The organism is Acinetobacter sp. SH20PTE14 (assembly GCF_021391555.1).
Taxonomy (GTDB): domain Bacteria; phylum Pseudomonadota; class Gammaproteobacteria; order Pseudomonadales; family Moraxellaceae; genus Acinetobacter; species Acinetobacter amyesii.
On sequence record NZ_CP090067.1, the window covers coordinates 293,228 to 312,005 of the forward strand.

Genomic DNA, 18,778 nt, shown 5'->3' on the forward strand with positions numbered 1-18,778 from the left:
TTTATTGTTTATTCACCTTTTTCATCATACTAGCTGACCGCTTGTGCCAAAGATTTGGGCATTTGACGTTTTAAGTGCTGCATCAAGTCATAAATATGATGGATATTTAAACTTACTTTAGCACGTGTGCAAGCCACGTAAAGTAACCGTAACTCTTCGTCACTAATTTTATAATCTTTATCGTTGAGCTTAAATTGGTAGTCATCTTCAATATGTACCCGATCCCATTCTAAACCTTTGGCTTTATGGGCGGTCGAGATGATGTAGTCGGCTTGATCAATCGGGGTGATTTTCGCCAGCGCCTTTTTCAGTGGGTCAGTACCGTGGTCATCGACCAACTTCACTAGCGGTTTAATATCGCTGCCATCGTTGGTTTCACAATATTCATGCACATCATGCCATGAGTTAAACCACGCAAGCTCTGGGACATCGACTACGCGCTTGCCTTGCTTGAGCATGGCTGCAGCATCGACAAAACGATTGAGTCGCGCATGATCTGCTTGCAGGCTAACTTTTTCGCCCTTAACCAAACCCGCCAATAACAGTTCCATCGCACGTGCATTGGTACGACATAAAATGGCATCGCGCATCTTGGTATGTGGTTTATTGACCACTTTAGAGTTGAGCTGCGGATTACCCAATAAAGGCACGGTTTCGTTCAATGCGCCCAGTAGAGCATTGGCGTTCAAGGCAATTTCTTCACCAAAACGGAACGACGTGGTTAAACGTGATTCAGGTAATGGGAGTTGCTGCATGGCATTGACTGCGCCACGCCATGCATAAATTTGTTGATGCGCATCGCCAACATAGATGACTTGAGTATTCCGCTGTTTCAGTAAAATCCCTAGCATTAGCGGGTCAGCATCTTGAGCTTCATCGAACAGCACATAATCCGCAGGAATATTCGGTTCAGACAAAGCCCAAAGTTTTAAATAAATATCGTGTCCAATCCCTGCTGCATGGTTCGGATCAATCGACTCTAACCAACGACGTTCAATGGCAGGATACAAATGCTTTTGTAAGCTTTCGATATCGTCAGGATGCAGCCAACTCGGTGCTTGTAGATGTCGTGGGGCAGGGTATTGCGAACTGGTCGAACAGAAATAACTGACAGCGTTTGCCACCAGACTTGCCAAACGCGAAGGCATGAGTACATATTTTTCATAACGACCGCCCATCATACGACGTAAGGTGATCGGTTCTAGTCGATATTCTTTGGCAATAAAGCTCGGACTTAAACGTGGTAGACGCAGTTTGTCAGTCACTCCACGTGGAACACTACGATAAGCCAATGAGTGGAAGGTTCGACAGTCGACATTTTGATGAAAACGATTCTGTGCTTCGGTGGCAATGGCTTTGTTAAAGGCCAAGTACATGCCACGCCGCTGAGGCATGGCATCACTGATCATTTGCAGTGTGGTTGTTTTACCTGTGCCAGCATAGGCAATCACTTTAAATGATTTACCAAGACGTGCGTTATCTATGGCGGTGGCCTGCTCATAGGTCGCGGTCGGTTTTTTAAGATCTGGCACGGTTGCGTCTTAGTGCTGACGGTTGGCTTTTTCAACCAAACCGGGAAGGCCTTGACGACGAGCGAGTTCGTTAAGTACCAATTGAGGATCAATATCGAAATAACCCAACATCACAATGGTATGGAACCAAAGGTCTGCTACTTCGTAAATCAAATCGTTTTTGTTGTCTTCATTGGCTTCGATTTTGAAATCTTTAGCGGCAATGATGGTTTCAACACTTTCTTCACCGATTTTTTCTAAAATTTTATTCAGGCCTTTATGGTAAAGCTTTGCCACATAAGAGGACTCAGGATCAGCTTGTTTGCGTTCAGCCATCATTTTACCTAAGTAGTCGAGTACTTCGACTTGCTCAGATTGCGCATTGGATGCATTCATCGCAAGGGTATGCGGATTTGCTGATTTTACACCATAAATTGCAGCAGGATCTTTCAATTGCGCATCGACAATTTCCCAGCCATTGGCAGTAAGCTTGCGGTAGAAGCATGACTCACGGCCGGTATGGCAGGCAATGCCGCCATGCTGTTCAATTTGTAGCACAATCACGTCAGCATCACAGTCCAAACGGATTTCATGTACGGTTTGGAAATGGCCAGATTCTTCACCTTTATGCCATAGCTTATTGCGTGAACGTGAAAAGTACACCGCTTGATTTTTTTCTGCAGTTTGCGCCAACGCTTCACGGTTCATCCATGCCACCATCAATACGCGCCCGCTTTGATGATGCTGTGCAATAGCAGGCACTAAGCCTTGTTCGTTAAATTTTACTTCATCGAGCCATTGCAGGTTGTTCATGAGGATTTCACCAATTCAAAAATCAAAAAATAAATGCCGCAGCATTTGAGCAGCACTATAGTGTAAGCCATCAAGAGAATGATGGGGAGTTAATTCTTAATCAAATTTTAAATTGCGCAGTTCAGCCGCAGAATCATCTGCAGGCTTTCGGGCAATGTCAGCATAATTCATTTGCCCAAATGCACCCGTTTTTAAGCCGGAAATCGTAATCGCCATTTCTTTGCGGAAAAACGGCAGCTGATACATGGCACGAAATGAAAAATCACGGAGCGGTGCTGTCCAGCGATGATGTGATTGATAAAAAGGAGTCAGCAGGCGGCTAAAAAGTTGGTAAAACCGTACGGACGGCAACCGCAGTTGATGATACTGCTGCCAGAGGTTTTGCAGTGAGGAGTCCTGTTGATATTGAAGCAGAGCTTGACTGATGGCCCATGCATCGAGCAAAGCCATATTGGCGCCTTGTCCAAGCTGTGGACTCATGGCATGAGCAGCATCGCCTAATATGCCGATACGACCTTCACCAAGTTTGCTCAGCACCACATCACGATAATTGGCAGATAGCCATTGCTGCGGATCATCTGGATGTGGAATCACATGCGCTAACCATTCTGCAGCACTCGGCCAGCGTTTCGAAACTTCAAACAGCCATTGTTGCTGTGCGTTCTTGGTTTTTAAGAATCCTTCTAAATCTGCTGTAGGTAAGCTCCAGAAAATGCTCGAAAGGCGCTGTTCAGGCTGTGTTGGAATTGCTCCTGTTGGCATCACACCCATCATGATGTTGGAGCGGTCATAGAACTGATGCAAGATCTGCGGATTCAGCACTTCGCATTCAGGCACGATGATCCACTTTGCACCCCAAGGATAGGCTTGGTTGAGCTTTTCCCATGCTTTAGGGCGTAAATGGCTGCGTGCGCCATTAGCAATCAGCACGAGATCAAACTGACGTTGAAAGGATTGATCTGCGGACTGCCCAATCACGTTTATACCGTCACTGGATTCTTGAAGTTCATGCACTTCATGCGCCATGCACCACTCAACGTGTTGAGGATATTCACGGACTTTGGATGCGAGGACATGACAGAGCGTGGCACGGTGAATGCCAAGTCCATATGAACGGTCGTCGGCTTGTCGATAATGACTGTTTATCAGCAAGTCGCCGCCTGCCAGTTGACCTTCCAGACCGGTTACCACAGCGCCAAGGCTTAAGGCTTGTTCTAAAATGCCTAAATGTTCGAAAACTGCCAGTCCGGCAGGCTGTAATAATAATCCTGCGCCCACAGGTTCAAGCTGTGGGGCTTTTTCATATAAGCAGATCTGATGGCCTTGAGCAGCAAGCATTGCCGCAGCAGCCAATCCTGCCGTGCCTGCGCCGATGATGGCAATGTTTTGAATTTTCATTGTTATTAAAGTTGATTTTATCCAGCTCCAATGTAGCAAAAGCGCCGTATAAAACCCAATAAAAAAAGCCCATAGAAGGGCTTTTTAAGGAGTGAGTCATGTCTTACCAGTGTTCACCCGGGAATAGGCGGGCATAGGCCTTTTGCACCCAGTTGAGTTTTTCTTGCTTACCAATAGACGCTGAAGAGCTTGGGAACAGGTTATAACCGATCGACATCAATTTGTTGTTAATGTCCGGGGCAATTGAATAAGTAATGGATGCTAAACGGCCCAAACTGGTTGCCACTTTTTTCGGACGTTTCACAATGGCATAGGCAATCAGGTCGGCAGCCTGTTCAGGCGACAGCGTCGGCACGTATTTATAAATTTTGGTCGGCGCAATCATCGGCGTACGCACCAAAGGCATATAAATGGATGTAATGGCGATTTTATGTGAATGCACTTCTGCGGATAGGCAGCGGCTGAAAGCATCCAGCGCTGCTTTAGATGCGACATATGCAGAGAAGCGGGTGGCATTCGCCAGCACGCCAATCGAACTGATGTTGATAATATGGCCGTCACGGCGGATCATCATTTGAGGCAGAATATTCATGACCAAGCGGATCGCGCCGAAATAGTTCAGCTGCATGGTGCGTTCAAAGTCATGAAAACGGTCTGTTGATTCATGCACAGCGCGGCGGATTGAGCGGCCGGCATTGTTGATTAAAATGTCAATATGATCGACTGAAGCCAGAATTTGATTGGATACCTCATCAATCGAGTTCATGTCATTTAAGTCGCAAGGGAATACAGAGGCTTTCCCGCCTTTTGCTTCAATTTCGGCCTGCACTTCCTCTAAAGTTTCTTTGGTGCGCGCAACCAAAAGCACATGCGCGCCGGCATCTGCAAGCTTATGCGCAGCGGTTAAACCGATGCCGCTGGATGCGCCGGTGATTAAAATGGTTTTGCCGTTGACACGGTCAACGAAACGTTTCTCAAGTCTTGAATTCACGATGAGGTTCCCTGTTAAATCAGTTTTATTGTATTCATTTATCGGCCCGACAACGCTATGTGCAGGGCTGTTTTAAGTCAGCGGTATGATAGCGTTTTATTTAAAAAAAGCTATATGATAAGTAATTGATAATAAAAAAATATTTAGAGTTTTTACTCTAAATTAAAATCCCTATTTACTCATTTTTTAACACATAAATATGTGAAAGAGAAGTGCTTTTATCCACATCGTTGCAACGTAAAAAAAGTCGATTTTCAAGATAAATAAAATTGTAAATAAATATAGAAGCAGGGCCATAGATGCGCAAAATTGAAAGGCGGATAATGTGGGGGTGGTTATTTAAATGAAATGGAAATAAAAACAGGCCTTAAAAATAAGACCTGTGGATTGTGCACTTGTGGTTTAAACAGCAGCTAAGGCTTGCTCTAAGTCGGCAATCAAGTCATCTGCATGCTCGATCCCAATCGATAAACGGACCATATCAATGCTGACACCGGCTGCTTTGAGTTCATCTTCATTGAGCTGACGATGTGTCGTGGTCGCAGGATGGCAAGCTAAACTTTTGGCATCACCAATATTCACAAGGCGGGTAAACAGCTGCAAGGCATCGATGAAACGCGTGCCGCCTGCAAGGCCGTCTTGAACGCCGAATGAAAGAATTGCCGACGGTTTGCCTTTGACATATTTTTGCGCCAAAGCATGCTGCGGGTGGTCTTTTAGGCCAGCGTAGTTGACCCATTTTACTTTTGGATGCGCTTGTAAATATTCAGCCACTTTTTGCGCATTTTCGGTATGGCGTTCCATGCGCAGGCTTAAGGTTTCCAAACCTTGTAAGATTAAAAACACATTGTGCGGGCTGATGGCAGCGCCAGTATTACGTAATGGCACTACACGCGCACGGGCAATGTAGGCTGCTTCACCTAAAGCTTCGACATAATTCACCCCGTGGTAGCTTGGGTCAGGGGTGTTGAGGGATTTAAAGCGTTCAGGGTATTTTCCCCAAGGGAACTTGCCACTATCGACAATAATGCCGCCGATTGAATTGCCGTGACCGCCAATATATTTGGTCAATGAATGCACCACGATGTCGGCGCCAAATTCAAATGATTTTTGCAGCACAGGAGTAGCCACGGTATTGTCTACGACTACAGGTATGCCATATTCATGCGCAATTTTCGAAATCGCTTCGAGGTCAATAATATTGCCCAATGGGTTGCCGATAGATTCGACAAAGACCAGCTTGGTCTTGTCATCGATGAGGCTGCGCAGCGCTTCGGGGTTTTGATAATCAAAGAAGCGAACTTCAATGCCTTGTTTCGGCAGGGTGTGGGCAAACAGATTATATGTGCCGCCGTAAAGGGTCGAAACAGAAGCGATATTGTCGCCCGCTTCAGCAATGGTTTGAATCGCGTATGTAATGGCAGCCATACCTGATGCCAACGCCAGTGCGCCTATACCGCCTTCGAGCGCTGCAACACGCTGTTCAAGTACCGCGGTGGTTGGATTCATAATGCGGGTATAAATATTGCCCTGAACTTTTAAGTCAAATAAATCAGCACCATGCTGCGTATTGTCAAAAGAATATGAGGTGGTTTGATAAATCGGCACCGCAACTGCTTTGGTGGTCGGCTCCGGTGTATACCCCGCGTGAATTGCTAAAGTTTCGTCTTTATAGGTCATGGTTGCTTCATCTAAGTGAGTTGGTTTTTTAAACAGTCTATCAGTTATATATATTAATAAAAGTGCTTTATTTCTAAAATTAATATCATAATTATTCATATTGTTGAAAAATTTTCAGCTAAAGATGAGCGAAATCATGCCTAAAACCGCATGTTTAAATTTTGTTCGCCATTAAACTTGTAACAATGCATTGAAGCCGTGTGCGAAACCTTATTTTTTCACGACTTTATGCGTATAATAGCCGATTATTTTTTCGCTCAATTGAGCAGGGGCAGCTTTGTGCTGTTCCTTATATGTTTTGACTATTGAGGAGTCCTAAGTGGCCCAATATATTTACACGATGAACCGTGTGTCGAAGATGGTTCCGCCTAAGCGCGAAATCCTGAAAGACATCTCTTTATCATTTTTCCCAGGCGCAAAAATTGGTGTGCTTGGTCTAAACGGTGCAGGTAAATCTACCTTGCTTCGTATTATGGCGGGCGTAGATAAAGATTTCTCAGGTGAAGCACGTGCTCAACCGGGTATCAAAATTGGTTACCTTGAACAAGAGCCGCCATTGGATGAAAGCAAAGACGTTCGCGGTAACGTTGAAGACGGTTTACGTGAACCGTTAGATGCTTTGGCGCGTCTTGATGAAGTGTTTGCAGAATATGCAGCAGAAGATGCTGATTTTGATGCGCTTGCGAAAGAACAAGAGAAGTTAGAAGCGATTATCCATTCATGGGATGCACATAACATTGTCAACCAAATGGATCAGGCTGCTGCAGCTTTGAACCTTCCAGCTTGGGATGCAGATGTATCTAAGTTGTCTGGTGGTGAGCGCCGCCGTGTTGCGCTTTGCCGTTTGTTATTGTCTAAACCGGACATGCTGCTTCTAGACGAACCGACGAACCATTTGGATGCTTCATCAGTTTCTTGGTTAGAACGTTTCTTGAAAGATTTCCCTGGTACGATCGTTGCGATTACCCATGACCGTTACTTCTTGGATAACGTGGCAGAGTGGATTCTTGAGCTTGACCGCGGCATGGGTATTCCATACCAAGGCAACTACTCTTCTTGGTTAGAGCAGAAAAATGCCCGTTTAGAGCAAGAACAGAAGCAAGAAGAATCTTTTGCTAAAGCATTGAAAAAAGAACTTGAATGGGTTCGTTCAAATGCTAAAGGTCAACAAAAGAAAAACAAAGCGCGTATGGAGCGTTTTGAAGAGCTTAACTCACGCGAATTCCAACAGCGTAACGAAACGTCTGAAATCTATATTCCACCTGGTCCACGTCTAGGTAATAAAGTTGTAGAAGTTGAAGGTATTAGTAAATCCTTTGGTGATCGCACGCTTTATAAAGATTTATCATTCGTTGTACCACCTGCTGCAATTGTAGGTATCGTGGGCGAAAACGGTGCGGGTAAAACGACTCTGTTCCGTATGATGACAGGCGAACAACAACCAGATACAGGTACAGTTACACTGGGTGAGTCTGTTAAAGTGGCTTATGTTGGTCAGATTCGTGACACCTTAGATGACAACAAAACTGTTTGGGAAGAAGTTTCTGGCGGTTTAGATATCTTGAAAATTGGTGAATACGAAATCGCATCTCGTGCGTATATCGGTCGCTTTAACTTCAAAGGTCAAGATCAGCAAAAACGTGTAGGTCAATTGTCAGGTGGTGAACGTAACCGTTTACAACTTGCGAAAATCCTGCAAATGGGTGCAAACGTCATCTTACTCGATGAACCGTCAAACGACTTGGATATTGAAACTTTACGTGCGCTTGAAGATGCCATTTTAGTATTCCCGGGTACAGTCATGGTGATCTCGCATGACCGTTGGTTCCTCGACCGTATTGCAACGCACATCTTGTCATTTGAAGGTGAAACCCCTGAATTCTTCACGGGTAACTACCATGAATTTGAAGAATACCGTCGTAAACGTGATGGTGATGACCTTGTTGCAAAGCGTCAAAAATACCGCAAAATTGGCAACTAAGTTCCGGTTTTAAAATAAAAAAACCAGCCTGCGGGCTGGTTTTTTATTACTTAGGATGCAATGACTATACGACAATGTCTTCATAGGCATGATGTAAGACGTAGTCTGCTTGTTCATGGCCTTGTGCAGCTGCTTTACTGAGCCAAAGCTCTGCAAGTTCATAATTGCGGTCTAAGCCGAGTTCTCCACGTAAATAACCGAGACCTAAGCGATATTGGGCATCTTTATGACCTTTTAATGCGGCACTTAAGAAATTCCACATGGCATTGCGATAGTCAGTAGGGGATTGGTCTGCTGAATCCATAGTATGGTGACTGAGAAAGTCTTGATGGTGTTGAGCCGCAAGAATTTCAAAATAAGTCCCTTGGGCGTAATCACCTTCGGCTTCTGGAATCGAAAGATGCATTCCTTGCAATTTTGGATTCATCTGTTGTGACAACAGTGCATAGATTTTTTTCAGAGCTTGTATCATCATTGTTAAACTCCTTGTTGCTAAATATAACCACTTGATTAATAAAAATATTAATTGCAGTCATTCGTGCGCTGCGATGAATGATTTAATTGTTTTAAACAGATCACACTTAAGATGAAAATTAGCATGCTTGTCATGATATGTGAATAGGTATTGAAAAATATTTATAAGTGATTTCAGTCATCTAGATCGCGAAAAATTAATTTGAATAAATTGAAAGTAGATGCTGAAAAAAGCAGTTTTAAAGTTTGAAGGTAAAACGTAGTACTGAAGGTTGAATAATGTAATTTTATTACGTTTACTGCACCTGTTAAGCTCAAGACTGAAGAATATATAATTTATAAAGGTCAGAAAATAATGAGTGAGCATCATGGGCATGACCATAGCCATGCCGTTGTGACGGAAGGGAATGTCAAAAAATTAAGTTTTGCCTTAGCACTGACCACGACGTTTTTGATTATTGAAGTCATTGCAGGATTTATGACGCAAAGTTTGGCGCTATTGTCAGATGCGGCACATATGTTCACCGATGCCGCAGCCCTTGCCATAGCATTGGTCGCGATCAAAATTGGCAAGCTTCCTGCTGACAACAAACGCACCTTTGGCTATCAGCGTTTTGAAATTTTGGCAGCCTTGTTTAATGCCTTGATGCTATTTGTGGTGGCGATTTATATTTTGTATGAGGCCTATCAGCGCTTTTCAACGCCGCCGGAAATTCAAAGTATGGGCATGATGATGGTCGCCGTTATTGGTTTGATCATTAACTTAATCTCGATGCGTATTTTATTTTCCAGTTCACAAGAAAGCTTGAATGTGAAGGGGGCGTATCTAGAAGTGTTGAGTGATGCCCTAGGTTCGGTTGGTGTAATTATTGGCGCAGCGATTATTTATTTTACCGGCTGGATGTGGGTCGATACACTAATTGCAGTGCTCATTGGCTTTTGGGTTTTACCAAGGACTTGGATTTTATTAAAACAAAGCATCAATATTTTATTGGAAGGTGTACCAGAAGAAATTGACATAGAAAAGTTACGCAATGATTTATTGGCACTCAATGGGGTAGAGAGTATTCACCAGTTAAAGGTCTGGGCAATAACATCAAAGAATGTGCATTTGACAGTTCATCTCTTTGCACCTGAAGCCGATCGTAATGCCTTGTATTTTGAGGCTATTGAAATGTTGCAACATGAACATGGAATCACGGAGATGACATTACAAATCGAAGAAGATGAATGTGTGGTACACCAACATACCCAAAAGTCTGATCATGCACATGGGCATCATCAAGATGATCACGCGCATTCTCATGATGAATCACATCAGCACTAACGCTGATGTAATTTAAATGGCCGGCTTAGATTTCCCACTCATGATTACATTCGCGGCATTTCCATTTTTTCTGTGATTGCATAAAACCTTGCATTGAAATTTTGAAATCTGGCAGGTCGCGATAGAACATGAAGCCAGCAATCAAGCAAGCAATAAATACAACAACAGTCGCAGTTTGTAATGTAGTGCCTGCACCGTCACCAAAAATCCACATTGCGATGCTGATAATCACCAACAGTAAAAGAATAAATACCGCAGGGATGAGGATAATCAGGCTTTTAGGCACGACAGGACGAGCAACAGGCTGGCCTGCTTGCGCAAGAGGCATAATTTTAGGGCTTTGACATTTTGGGCAACGGTATTGCATTGCAACTCCATAATTTTAATCTATGGTTTATTTTAATCAGAATGACGCAGAAAGCAAAAATACCGTAAATTTAAATTAGATAAAATTTAGGCAATAAAAAACCCAAGTCATAATGCTTGGGTTTTTTATAAGATGATTTGCATCACCTTGAATATGGCGTCCCTACGGGGATTCGAACCCCGGTTACCGCCGTGAAAGGGCGATGTCCTAGGCCTCTAGACGATAGGGACAATTTGAGGCAACTTAGAGTTGGTTGACACCATCTCTCGGTATGGGCGCTATATTAGGGGGATAACGCCCATCCGTCAACTAAAAAATCAATTAAGCTTCATCAACTGCATCATTTTTCGGCAGTTTTAAGGTTTCATTGAGTTTTTCCCATGCTTTTGTTTCTTTTTTACTCGGGCCACCCACAATTTCAAGTGCATGACGTAAGCGAGCAAAGGTTAAATCAGGACCAATGGTTACCATCGATTGCATAACCGGTGTCGAAGATGTCGAACCAGCAATAGCAATAAAGAAGGTTGGCATGAAGTCACGAAGTTTAATGTCCATTTGGTTCGCCAAATCCATAAGCGTTTGGCTGACGGTGTCATTGTTCCAAGTGAACATGCTTTCTAGACGCCAAATGGCAAATTGAAGGCTTTGACGCACTTGTTCTTCAGTCAATTTTTTGCTTTCAAACTGTTCTTTGCTGAGTGTTGGGAATTGGTTGAAATAAAAACCTGCCCAATTCACTGCTTCAGATAATAAATTAATACGCGGTTGAATCGCAGCCGCAATTTCTTCCAAGGTATTACGATCTGATTTCCAAGCCAGCAGGGTGTCGAGCAATTGACCTGGTGTTAAACCTTTAATCCATTGACCATTTAACCAGTTCAACTTTTCAACATCAAAGATTGGACCGCCTAGTGATACACGTTGAATGTCAAAGTGTTCAATCATTTCAGCCAAAGTGAATTTTTCACTTTCATCCGGCATTGACCAGCCCATACGGCCTAAGTAGTTCAATAATGCTTCAGGTAAAACGCCGATGTCTTTGTAGTAGTTAATTGACGTTGGGTTTTTACGTTTAGACAGTTTTGATTTATCTGGGTTACGTAACAGCGGCATGTGGCAAAGTACAGGCATGTCCCAACCAAAATATTTGTACAATAATTGGTGTTTAGGCGCAGATGGAATCCATTCTTCACCACGAATTACGTGAGTGATTTCCATTAAATGGTCATCAACCACGTTTGCCAAGTGATACGTCGGTAAACCATCGGTTTTCAGTAGAATTTGCATGTCGACTTGCGCCCAAGGAATTTCGACTTCACCACGCAGTAAGTCGTTAAATTTACAAACCCCTTCTTCAGGCACTTTCATTCGAATAACATGCGGTTCACCAGCAGCCAAACGCTGTGCCACTTCTTCTGGAGTGTGTTTTAAGCCACGACCGTCATAACGCGGTGATTCACCACGCGCTTGTTGTTCCGCACGCATTTGATCGAGTTCTTCTGCTGTTGCGAAGCAGTAGAATGCATGGCCTTTTTCAACCAGTTCCAAAGCATATTGTTTATAAATGTCCATACGTTCAGATTGACGGTATGGCGCATGAGGGCCACCCACATCTGGACCTTCTGACCAGTTCAAACCTAACCAACGCAATGAATCTAAAATCATTTTCTCAGATTCTGGGGTAGAGCGCAGTTGGTCTGTATCTTCAATACGAAGAATAAATTCACCGCCATGTTGCTTCGCAAAACATAAGTTAAACAATGCAATATAAGCAGTCCCAACATGCGGGAAACCAGTAGGAGAAGGTGCGATACGAGTACGAACAGTCATAATCAGCTTTTAATCAGAATGTAAATTGGGATCTATTATAACGAAAAAGCCTGATCACTTAATGCTTAATTCAACATTGAATGATCAGGCGTTTTTTAGTATTTTTTAGACGACAGTAGGGGAACTCGTCTAAAACAATAGCTTGAACAGCATCAATATACTGATGTCGTTATGAGTTGCTACCAGAGAAAATGGCTTGAACAAAACGAGAAAAACTTTGGTTTTGTGATGCAAAGAAACTTTGAGTCGGTGCAGCTTTAATAGACGTAAGTACTTTTAAATTATCGTCTGTACGGCCTTTACCTTCAGATTTTTGCTGATTAATCGCTTTTTCGATCAATGAGGTACGTTCAGCAGGCATCGTAAGTTTGTTATTCGATGCGGTGCTGGTTGCAGCACAAAATCCAGTCTGTGCAGTCACGCTTAAACTTAAGCCTAGGCATAGTGCGTATGAAAATTTCATGTCCAAATCTCCCCCTAGTTTTGGTGATGGAACTTTTTATTTGCAAAATAGTTTTAATATTTAGACTACGATTTAACCATCTTTCGTAATTAAAAAGTAGAACTACGTCACAATTTTTACAAAAAAACTAAAAAAGTCTGTACTAGGATTACCTAAATAGACTGTTTTCTCCAGATTTTCGGATGTTTTAGCAAACAACTATGAAGATAGCATGGAGATCGCTTCTGATTGTTGCTGTATTAGCAGAATTAAAGCTTTAAATACGTTATTTTTAGATATCTTTAAAACAGAAATAGATTTGAATTTGTATTATAGATAGTTGATTGTTAAAGTTATTTTTGATTTATATAGTGCTCTCAAGATCAATTTGAGTTTGAGCAGATGAAAAAAATAATAGCATCGGGCATTTTCGCTTTGTTGGGTGGGGTGGCGGTACAGGTGTATGCCGCAAAAGATTTCTTAAATGTTTCTTATGACCCAACACGTGAGTTTTATCAGGAATATAACCAAGAATTTGGACAATATTGGAAAAAACGTACAGGACAAGAGATTAACTTTAAACAATCTCACGGTGGCTCTGGGAAGCAAGCTCGTGCAGTGGCAACAGGTTTGCAAGGAGACGTTGTCACTTTGGCATTGGCCAATGATATTGATGAAATTGTGGCGACCGGACAAATCAAGAAAAATTGGCAAAAACAATTTCCGCATAATTCTGCACCGTATACCTCAACCATCGTATTTTTGGTGCGTAAGGGCAACCCGAAAAAAATTAAAGATTGGAATGACCTGACCAAACCGGGTGTTGAAATTATTACGCCAAATCCAAAAACAGGTGGGGCACCGCGTTGGATCTATTTATCAGCTTGGGGATATGCTTTAAAACAACCGGGTGGAAATGAGGCCAAAGCCAAAGAATTGGTGAAAAAACTCTATAGCAATGTCAAAGTATTGGATTCTGGTGCACGTGGTTCGCTCACGACCTTTGCTGAGCGTGGCATTGGAGATGTCTTACTATCTTGGGAAAATGAGGCACTATTAGCGACTCAGGGCCTAGGCAAAGATAAATATGACATTGTTTATCCGTCTATTTCGATTTTAGCTGAACCTTCGGTGGCTGTAGTAGATAAAACCGTCGACAAAAATGGTAATCGAAATTTGGCGAAGGGTTATTTAAACTATCTATATTCACCTAAGGGCCAAGAGCTGGCAGGTAAATATTTCTTCCGCCCTCGCGATGCAAAAGCCACAGCAAAATACGCTGCTCAATTCCCGAAAGTTCAAACCTTTACCATTGATAAAGTGTTTGGAGGTTGGGCAAAAGCGCAAAAGACACATTTTGTGAATGGTGCGATTTTCGATCAAATCTATAGTGAAAAGAATAAAGAGTAAGTCTGCAAATAAAGTTGATTGGTGTAAAAACGGATAATTGGGGTTATCCGTTTTTTTGCATATGTAATGCATAAAAATCTATATATAGGGAATAAGTAGATTGTTTTTGTGTATTTTAATATGAAAAACAAACAATTAAATTCGCTGCGTTAGCTGTATCCAGCAAGACGTTTAAACACGCTGCAATTGCGATTTATGACTTTATTTCATATATTTAGCAGTATTGAATATAACTTTATGCTGGCTGTTATGAAAACTCAATTTAAGGCGTGGCTCAGTGCTGCGTTGCTTGCCACTGGTGTTGCTTTCTCAGCGTCTGCTCAGGCCGCTGATCGTGAATTTTTAAACGTTTCTTATGATGCAACGCGTGAATTTTATGACGAATTTAATAAGTCATTTGGCGCATATTGGAAAGAGCGTACGGGTAAAACGGTTGCATTTAAACAATCACATGGTGGTTCAGGTAAACAAGCCCGTTCTGTAGTAGACGGTTTAAAAGGTGATGTCGTGACTTTGGCCTTGGCCAATGACATCGAAGAAATTGTAAAGTCTGGTCAGATTCAGCCGGGTTGGCAAAAAGAGTTTCCACATAACTCAGCGCCATATACGTCAACGATTGTCTTCATGGTGCGTAAGGGCAACCCGAAACATATTAAAGATTGGTCTGATTTAACCAAGCCGGGCGTACAAATTATTACCCCGAACCCGAAAACTGGCGGTCTCCCACGTTGGGTTTACTTGTCAGCTTGGGGTTATGCTTTGAAACAGCCGGGTGGTAATGAAGCGAAAGCCAAAGATTTCGTGGGTAAGATGTACCATAACGTAAAAGTAATGGACTCTGCGGCACGTGCATCGATGACTACATTTGCAGAACGTGGTATTGGTGATGTGTTATTGACTTGGGAAAACGAAGCTTTAGTTACGCAAAAAACTTTGGGTAAAAATAAATTTGATATCGTGTATCCATCGATGTCGATTTTGACTGAGCCTTCAGTGGCAATCGTAGACAAAACTGTCGATAAGAATGGTAATAAATGGTTAGCTCAAGGCTATATCAATTATCTTTATTCTCCATTAGGTCAAGAGATGGCAGCTCGTCATTTTTACCGTCCACGTAATGCAGCAGTTTTAGCAAAATATAAATCACAGTTCCCGCCATTAAAAACCTTTACCATCGATGAAGTGTTTGGTGGTTGGGCAAAAGCACAACAAACACATTTTGTGAATGGTGCGATCTTCGATCAGATCTACAATAACAAGCGTTAATACATCGAAATCTAGGATTTGAGATGTTCAAAGACCTCCTTCGGGAGGTTTTTTAATGGATGGCAAAAAATAAAAACGGTTTTCTCTATGGAAAGTAATATTTCTGTACAAAAAGACGTTTGGAGCTTTGCTAAAACAAGGTAATAATGTGCAGTTACATTTTTAGCTGTGTTGAACGAACCCTTATGTCGCATATTTCTGTATTACTTCATGAAACTGTTGATGCTTTACTGGCAGATCGCAATACAGGAATTTTCGTAGATGGCACATTTGGGCGTGGTGGTCATACGCGTTTATTACTGTCTAAATTAGATGAAAATGCACGTGTTTATGCCTTTGATAAAGATCCGCAAGCGTTGGCTGTTGCAGCAGAATTAGAACAAGAAGATGCGCGTTTTAAAATCATTCACGCTAGTTTTGCCGATTTAAAAGAGGAACTGCGTAGTCGTGGTATCGACTTGGTCGACGGTATTATGGCGGATTTAGGGGTGTCATCTCCGCAGCTAGACCAAGCAGAGCGTGGCTTTAGCTTTATGAAAGATGGCCCACTTGATATGCGTATGGACAATTCACAAGGTCCAACAGCCGCAGAGTGGTTGGTTGATATTGAAGAAGAAGATTTGGCCAATATTATTTTTAAATATGGTGAAGAGCGTTATAGCCGCCGTATTGCCAAAGCGATTAAAGCGGCAGGATATATTGAAACTACAGCTCAATTGGCAGAAATCGTGAAAGTTGCCCACCCGAAATGGGAAAAAAATAAACATGCAGCGACACGAACTTTCCAAGCAATTCGTATTGCTATTAACAAAGAACTCGACGATATTGATATCTTCTTACCTCAAGCGGTGGAGATGCTGAAACCTGAAGGCACTCTGGCAGTGATCAGTTTCCATTCTTTAGAGGATCGTTTAATTAAACAATTTATTCAAAAAGAATCTACACTTGCAGAAGACACAGGCTGGGGGTTGCCACAAAAACGCGAAGATACCCGCCGCTTAAAAAAAGTGTCACGAATTAAAGCAAGTGAAGAAGAAGTTAAAGCCAATCCACGATCTCGTAGTGCTTGGCTTCGTGTGGCAGAGCGTTTAGCTTAAAAGGCAAAGAATGAAAACCGAAGCAATCGAAAAAAACTCTGATCAATCGCAGTCTAAGAAAATCATTACATACAGCATTTTATTGCTCTTGGTTTTTGTGAGTGCGATTATGGTGGTGTTTCAAGTCTTTGAATATCGCCAAGATTATCGTCAATTGAGTACCTATATGCGTGAAAGGGATGACCTCAATGCAGAATGGGGACGTTTGCTGATCGAACAACAAACTTTTGGTGCAACAGCCCAAATTGGGACACGTGCAGTTACCCAATTACGGATGTATTCGCCTCCTATTGCACAAACCGTTGTTATTTCATTGCCACAAACTCCAGAACAGAAAAAATAGGCTGCCGGTCACATGGTTGAAAAGAGAAACAAACAAACTCCGCGTAAAAAACAGCAGTCTGTTACTGGTCGTACAGCAATTTCGGTGGAGATGTGGCGCTATCACTTGATGTGGGCGGTGGTTTTACTGTGCTTTATTGCATTGGTCGGGCGGGCTTTTTATGTACAAATCATCAATAAAGACTTTTTACAAAATAAAGCCAATGCCAAAATTTTAAGAACTGAAACCTTAAAAGCCATGCGCGGTGTAATCTATGACCGTCACGGCGTTCCTTTAGCCATTAGTACTCCGATCATGAAAATCGTGATCGATCCACGTGATTATTTTGACAATAAAAAACTCTTTGAAGAAATTACGGCCGAATTGGCTAAAGATCCAAACAACCGTAAGTTAAAACGTCAATTACCAGATAAAAATCTGAATTTAGATGAACTCGCTGATGCTGTAGGGATGGATCGTGCTGAACTGAGACGCAAAATGAATGAGCGTCCACGTTCACGTTATTTAGTTTTAAAGAAAGAAGTGCCACCACAACAAGCTGAATTGATCATGAAACGTGACTTTCAGGGGGTATATACCGAGAAAAACTATAAGCGCTACTATCCACAGCCTCAGCCAAACTCACAAATTATTGGTTTAACCAATAGTGAGGGTATGGGCATCGAAGGTTTAGAGATGCAATTGAATGAACGTCTTGCAGGCGTAGATGGTGCGCAGCAAATTGTCCGAGATAAAAAAGGCAACCGCGTTAAAGACCCTGAGATCGTGAAAGAGGTTGAGTCGGGTGAAAATATCACGCTGAGTATTGATTCACGTTTGCAATACATTATGTATCGTGAGTTGACTGCAGCCGGCGTAGCCAATAACGCACGTTCTGCAACCGCGATTGCCGTGGATGTCAAAACAGGTGAAATTTTAGCGATGACGTCTTGGCCGTCGTACAACCCGAATGATAAAAAAGGTGTCTTAAATAAAGATGCTATGCGTAACCGTGGTGCGATTGACTCCTTTGAGCCAGGTTCAACCATGAAGCCATTGACCGTGGCAATGGCATTGGAAAGCGGTAAATACACGGCAAATACCGTTGTAAATACCACACCCGGTTCTATGCGTGTAGGGAATCATACTATCCGAGATACGCATAACTATGGCCCTCTGACTTTGGGCGGAATTATTCAAAAATCGTCTAACGTCGGTGTGGCAAAAATCGCTTTATCTCTCCCTTATGAAACATTACCAACGTTCTATCAACGTCTTGGCTTTGGTCAACGTTCAGCGGTGAAATTCCCCGGCGAAAGTGCTGGTCTGATTTTGCCGAAGAGTAAATGGAATGTGTCAGAAGTAGCGACCATGGCTTATGGTTATGGTTTGAACGCTACAGTGCTTCAACTGGCTGATGCTTATGCCATGATTGCCAATAAGGGCGTCAAAATGCCACTGAGCTTGTACAAGCTTGAGGAAAAGCCGAAAGGTGAGCAGATGGTTGACCCTAAAATTGCTGATCAAGTACTTTTAATGATGGAAGCAGTGACCTTGCCGGGTGGTACAGCACGTCAAGCCAATATTCCGGGTTATCGCGTGGCGGGTAAAACTGGTACAGCACATAAATTACGTGCAGACCGTAAAGGCTATTCGACTTCAGAATATCGAGCACTCTTTGCCGGTGTTGCACCAGTGAGTGATCCACGTTTGGCCATGATTGTTGTAGTGGAAAACCCGACAGGTCAGTATTACGGTGGTCTGGTGGCTGCACCCGTTTTTGCTCGTGTAATGCAAGAATCTTTACGTTTAATGAACGTACCATTAGATAAACCTTTAGACACTCCTAAGATCCAGTAATAGGTGATG

At 42.6% G+C, this 18,778-nt stretch carries 16 protein-coding genes and 1 tRNA gene; 7 read left to right on the forward strand and 10 right to left on the reverse strand.

Annotation, left to right across the window (positions count from 1 at the left end):
* Nucleotides 1-29 precede the first annotated feature (29 nt).
* The 5 genes from LXF01_RS01385 to LXF01_RS01405 form a co-directional block, all read right to left on the reverse strand.
* Nucleotides 30-1,532, reverse strand: a complete 1,503-nt coding sequence (locus LXF01_RS01385) for a UvrD-helicase domain-containing protein (RefSeq protein ID WP_111884125.1) — start codon at nucleotides 1,530-1,532, stop codon at nucleotides 30-32.
* Between the two features lie 9 nt (nucleotides 1,533-1,541).
* Complete coding sequence (gene hisIE / locus LXF01_RS01390) at nucleotides 1,542-2,324, reverse strand: bifunctional phosphoribosyl-AMP cyclohydrolase/phosphoribosyl-ATP diphosphatase HisIE (protein WP_233944936.1); 783 nt, start codon at nucleotides 2,322-2,324, stop codon at nucleotides 1,542-1,544.
* Between the two features lie 96 nt (nucleotides 2,325-2,420).
* Nucleotides 2,421-3,722: an FAD-dependent oxidoreductase gene (locus LXF01_RS01395; RefSeq protein ID WP_233944937.1), complete on the reverse strand. Its 1,302-nt coding sequence runs from the start codon at nucleotides 3,720-3,722 to the stop codon at nucleotides 2,421-2,423.
* A 103-nt stretch (nucleotides 3,723-3,825) separates the two neighbouring features.
* Nucleotides 3,826-4,713, reverse strand: a complete 888-nt coding sequence (locus LXF01_RS01400) for an SDR family NAD(P)-dependent oxidoreductase (RefSeq protein WP_233944938.1) — start codon at nucleotides 4,711-4,713, stop codon at nucleotides 3,826-3,828.
* Between the two features lie 402 nt (nucleotides 4,714-5,115).
* Nucleotides 5,116-6,393, reverse strand: coding sequence for an O-acetylhomoserine aminocarboxypropyltransferase/cysteine synthase family protein (locus LXF01_RS01405; RefSeq protein WP_078189399.1), 1,278 nt, complete (start codon nucleotides 6,391-6,393; stop codon nucleotides 5,116-5,118).
* Between the two features lie 319 nt (nucleotides 6,394-6,712).
* On the opposite strand from LXF01_RS01405, the gene ettA reads away from it, so the two are divergent.
* Nucleotides 6,713-8,374: an energy-dependent translational throttle protein EttA gene (gene ettA / locus LXF01_RS01410; RefSeq protein WP_180042172.1), complete on the forward strand. Its 1,662-nt coding sequence runs from the start codon at nucleotides 6,713-6,715 to the stop codon at nucleotides 8,372-8,374.
* 64 nt (nucleotides 8,375-8,438) lie between these two features.
* On the opposite strand, the gene LXF01_RS01415 is transcribed toward ettA, so the two are convergent.
* Complete coding sequence (locus LXF01_RS01415) at nucleotides 8,439-8,849, reverse strand: SEL1-like repeat protein (RefSeq protein WP_180024277.1); 411 nt, start codon at nucleotides 8,847-8,849, stop codon at nucleotides 8,439-8,441.
* Between the two features lie 354 nt (nucleotides 8,850-9,203).
* Here LXF01_RS01415 and LXF01_RS01420 point away from each other — a divergent pair, with 354 nt between their 5' ends.
* Complete coding sequence (locus LXF01_RS01420) at nucleotides 9,204-10,175, forward strand: zinc transporter (RefSeq protein WP_180042170.1); 972 nt, start codon at nucleotides 9,204-9,206, stop codon at nucleotides 10,173-10,175.
* A 25-nt stretch (nucleotides 10,176-10,200) separates the two neighbouring features.
* Here the strand turns inward: LXF01_RS01420 and LXF01_RS01425 are convergent, their stop codons facing one another.
* From LXF01_RS01425 to LXF01_RS01440, 4 genes are all read right to left on the reverse strand, one after another.
* A complete protein-coding gene (locus LXF01_RS01425) occupies nucleotides 10,201-10,542 on the reverse strand; it encodes a hypothetical protein (RefSeq protein ID WP_078189395.1) in 342 nt (113 codons plus the stop codon).
* A 154-nt stretch (nucleotides 10,543-10,696) separates the two neighbouring features.
* Nucleotides 10,697-10,772: transfer RNA gene (locus LXF01_RS01430), tRNA-Glu, on the reverse strand.
* A 91-nt stretch (nucleotides 10,773-10,863) separates the two neighbouring features.
* Nucleotides 10,864-12,372, reverse strand: coding sequence for a glutamate--tRNA ligase (gltX, locus tag LXF01_RS01435; RefSeq protein WP_233944939.1), 1,509 nt, complete (start codon nucleotides 12,370-12,372; stop codon nucleotides 10,864-10,866).
* A gap of 169 nt (nucleotides 12,373-12,541) precedes the next feature.
* Nucleotides 12,542-12,835: a hypothetical protein gene (locus LXF01_RS01440; RefSeq protein WP_078192541.1), complete on the reverse strand. Its 294-nt coding sequence runs from the start codon at nucleotides 12,833-12,835 to the stop codon at nucleotides 12,542-12,544.
* 381 nt (nucleotides 12,836-13,216) lie between these two features.
* Between LXF01_RS01440 and LXF01_RS01445 the strand changes: the two genes are divergently transcribed.
* From LXF01_RS01445 to ftsI, 5 genes are all read left to right on the forward strand, one after another.
* Nucleotides 13,217-14,224 (forward strand): sulfate ABC transporter substrate-binding protein, encoded by a 1,008-nt coding sequence (locus LXF01_RS01445; protein WP_233944940.1) that lies wholly within the window; start codon nucleotides 13,217-13,219, stop codon nucleotides 14,222-14,224.
* Between the two features lie 249 nt (nucleotides 14,225-14,473).
* Nucleotides 14,474-15,490 (forward strand): sulfate ABC transporter substrate-binding protein, encoded by a 1,017-nt coding sequence (locus LXF01_RS01450; RefSeq protein WP_078189545.1) that lies wholly within the window; start codon nucleotides 14,474-14,476, stop codon nucleotides 15,488-15,490.
* Nucleotides 15,491-15,675: 185 nt separating this feature from the next.
* Nucleotides 15,676-16,587: a 16S rRNA (cytosine(1402)-N(4))-methyltransferase RsmH gene (gene rsmH, locus LXF01_RS01455; RefSeq protein WP_180011304.1), complete on the forward strand. Its 912-nt coding sequence runs from the start codon at nucleotides 15,676-15,678 to the stop codon at nucleotides 16,585-16,587.
* 10 nt (nucleotides 16,588-16,597) lie between these two features.
* A complete protein-coding gene (gene ftsL / locus LXF01_RS01460) occupies nucleotides 16,598-16,930 on the forward strand; it encodes a cell division protein FtsL (RefSeq protein WP_180106813.1) in 333 nt (110 codons plus the stop codon).
* A 12-nt stretch (nucleotides 16,931-16,942) separates the two neighbouring features.
* A complete protein-coding gene (gene ftsI / locus LXF01_RS01465) occupies nucleotides 16,943-18,769 on the forward strand; it encodes a penicillin-binding protein PBP3 (RefSeq protein WP_078192538.1) in 1,827 nt (608 codons plus the stop codon).
* Nucleotides 18,770-18,778: the final 9 nt, after the last annotated feature.

Bases quoted from the DNA above. Each gene is read 5' to 3' on its own strand.
- LXF01_RS01420 (WP_180042170.1), top strand. From the start codon at position 9,204: ATGAGTGAGCATCATGGGCATGACCATAGCCATGCCGTTGTGACGGAA.
- LXF01_RS01395 (WP_233944937.1), bottom strand. From the start codon at position 3,722: ATGAAAATTCAAAACATTGCCATCATCGGCGCAGGCACGGCAGGATTG.
- LXF01_RS01440 (WP_078192541.1), bottom strand. From the start codon at position 12,835: ATGAAATTTTCATACGCACTATGCCTAGGCTTAAGTTTAAGCGTGACT.
- ftsI (WP_078192538.1), top strand. From the start codon at position 16,943: ATGGTTGAAAAGAGAAACAAACAAACTCCGCGTAAAAAACAGCAGTCT.
- gltX (WP_233944939.1), bottom strand. From the start codon at position 12,372: ATGACTGTTCGTACTCGTATCGCACCTTCTCCTACTGGTTTCCCGCAT.
- LXF01_RS01450 (WP_078189545.1), top strand. From the start codon at position 14,474: ATGAAAACTCAATTTAAGGCGTGGCTCAGTGCTGCGTTGCTTGCCACT.
- LXF01_RS01405 (WP_078189399.1), bottom strand. From the start codon at position 6,393: ATGACCTATAAAGACGAAACTTTAGCAATTCACGCGGGGTATACACCG.
- rsmH (WP_180011304.1), top strand. From the start codon at position 15,676: ATGTCGCATATTTCTGTATTACTTCATGAAACTGTTGATGCTTTACTG.
- LXF01_RS01425 (WP_078189395.1), bottom strand. From the start codon at position 10,542: ATGCAATACCGTTGCCCAAAATGTCAAAGCCCTAAAATTATGCCTCTT.
- ftsL (WP_180106813.1), top strand. From the start codon at position 16,598: ATGAAAACCGAAGCAATCGAAAAAAACTCTGATCAATCGCAGTCTAAG.
- LXF01_RS01445 (WP_233944940.1), top strand. From the start codon at position 13,217: ATGAAAAAAATAATAGCATCGGGCATTTTCGCTTTGTTGGGTGGGGTG.
- hisIE (WP_233944936.1), bottom strand. From the start codon at position 2,324: ATGAACAACCTGCAATGGCTCGATGAAGTAAAATTTAACGAACAAGGC.
- LXF01_RS01415 (WP_180024277.1), bottom strand. From the start codon at position 8,849: ATGATGATACAAGCTCTGAAAAAAATCTATGCACTGTTGTCACAACAG.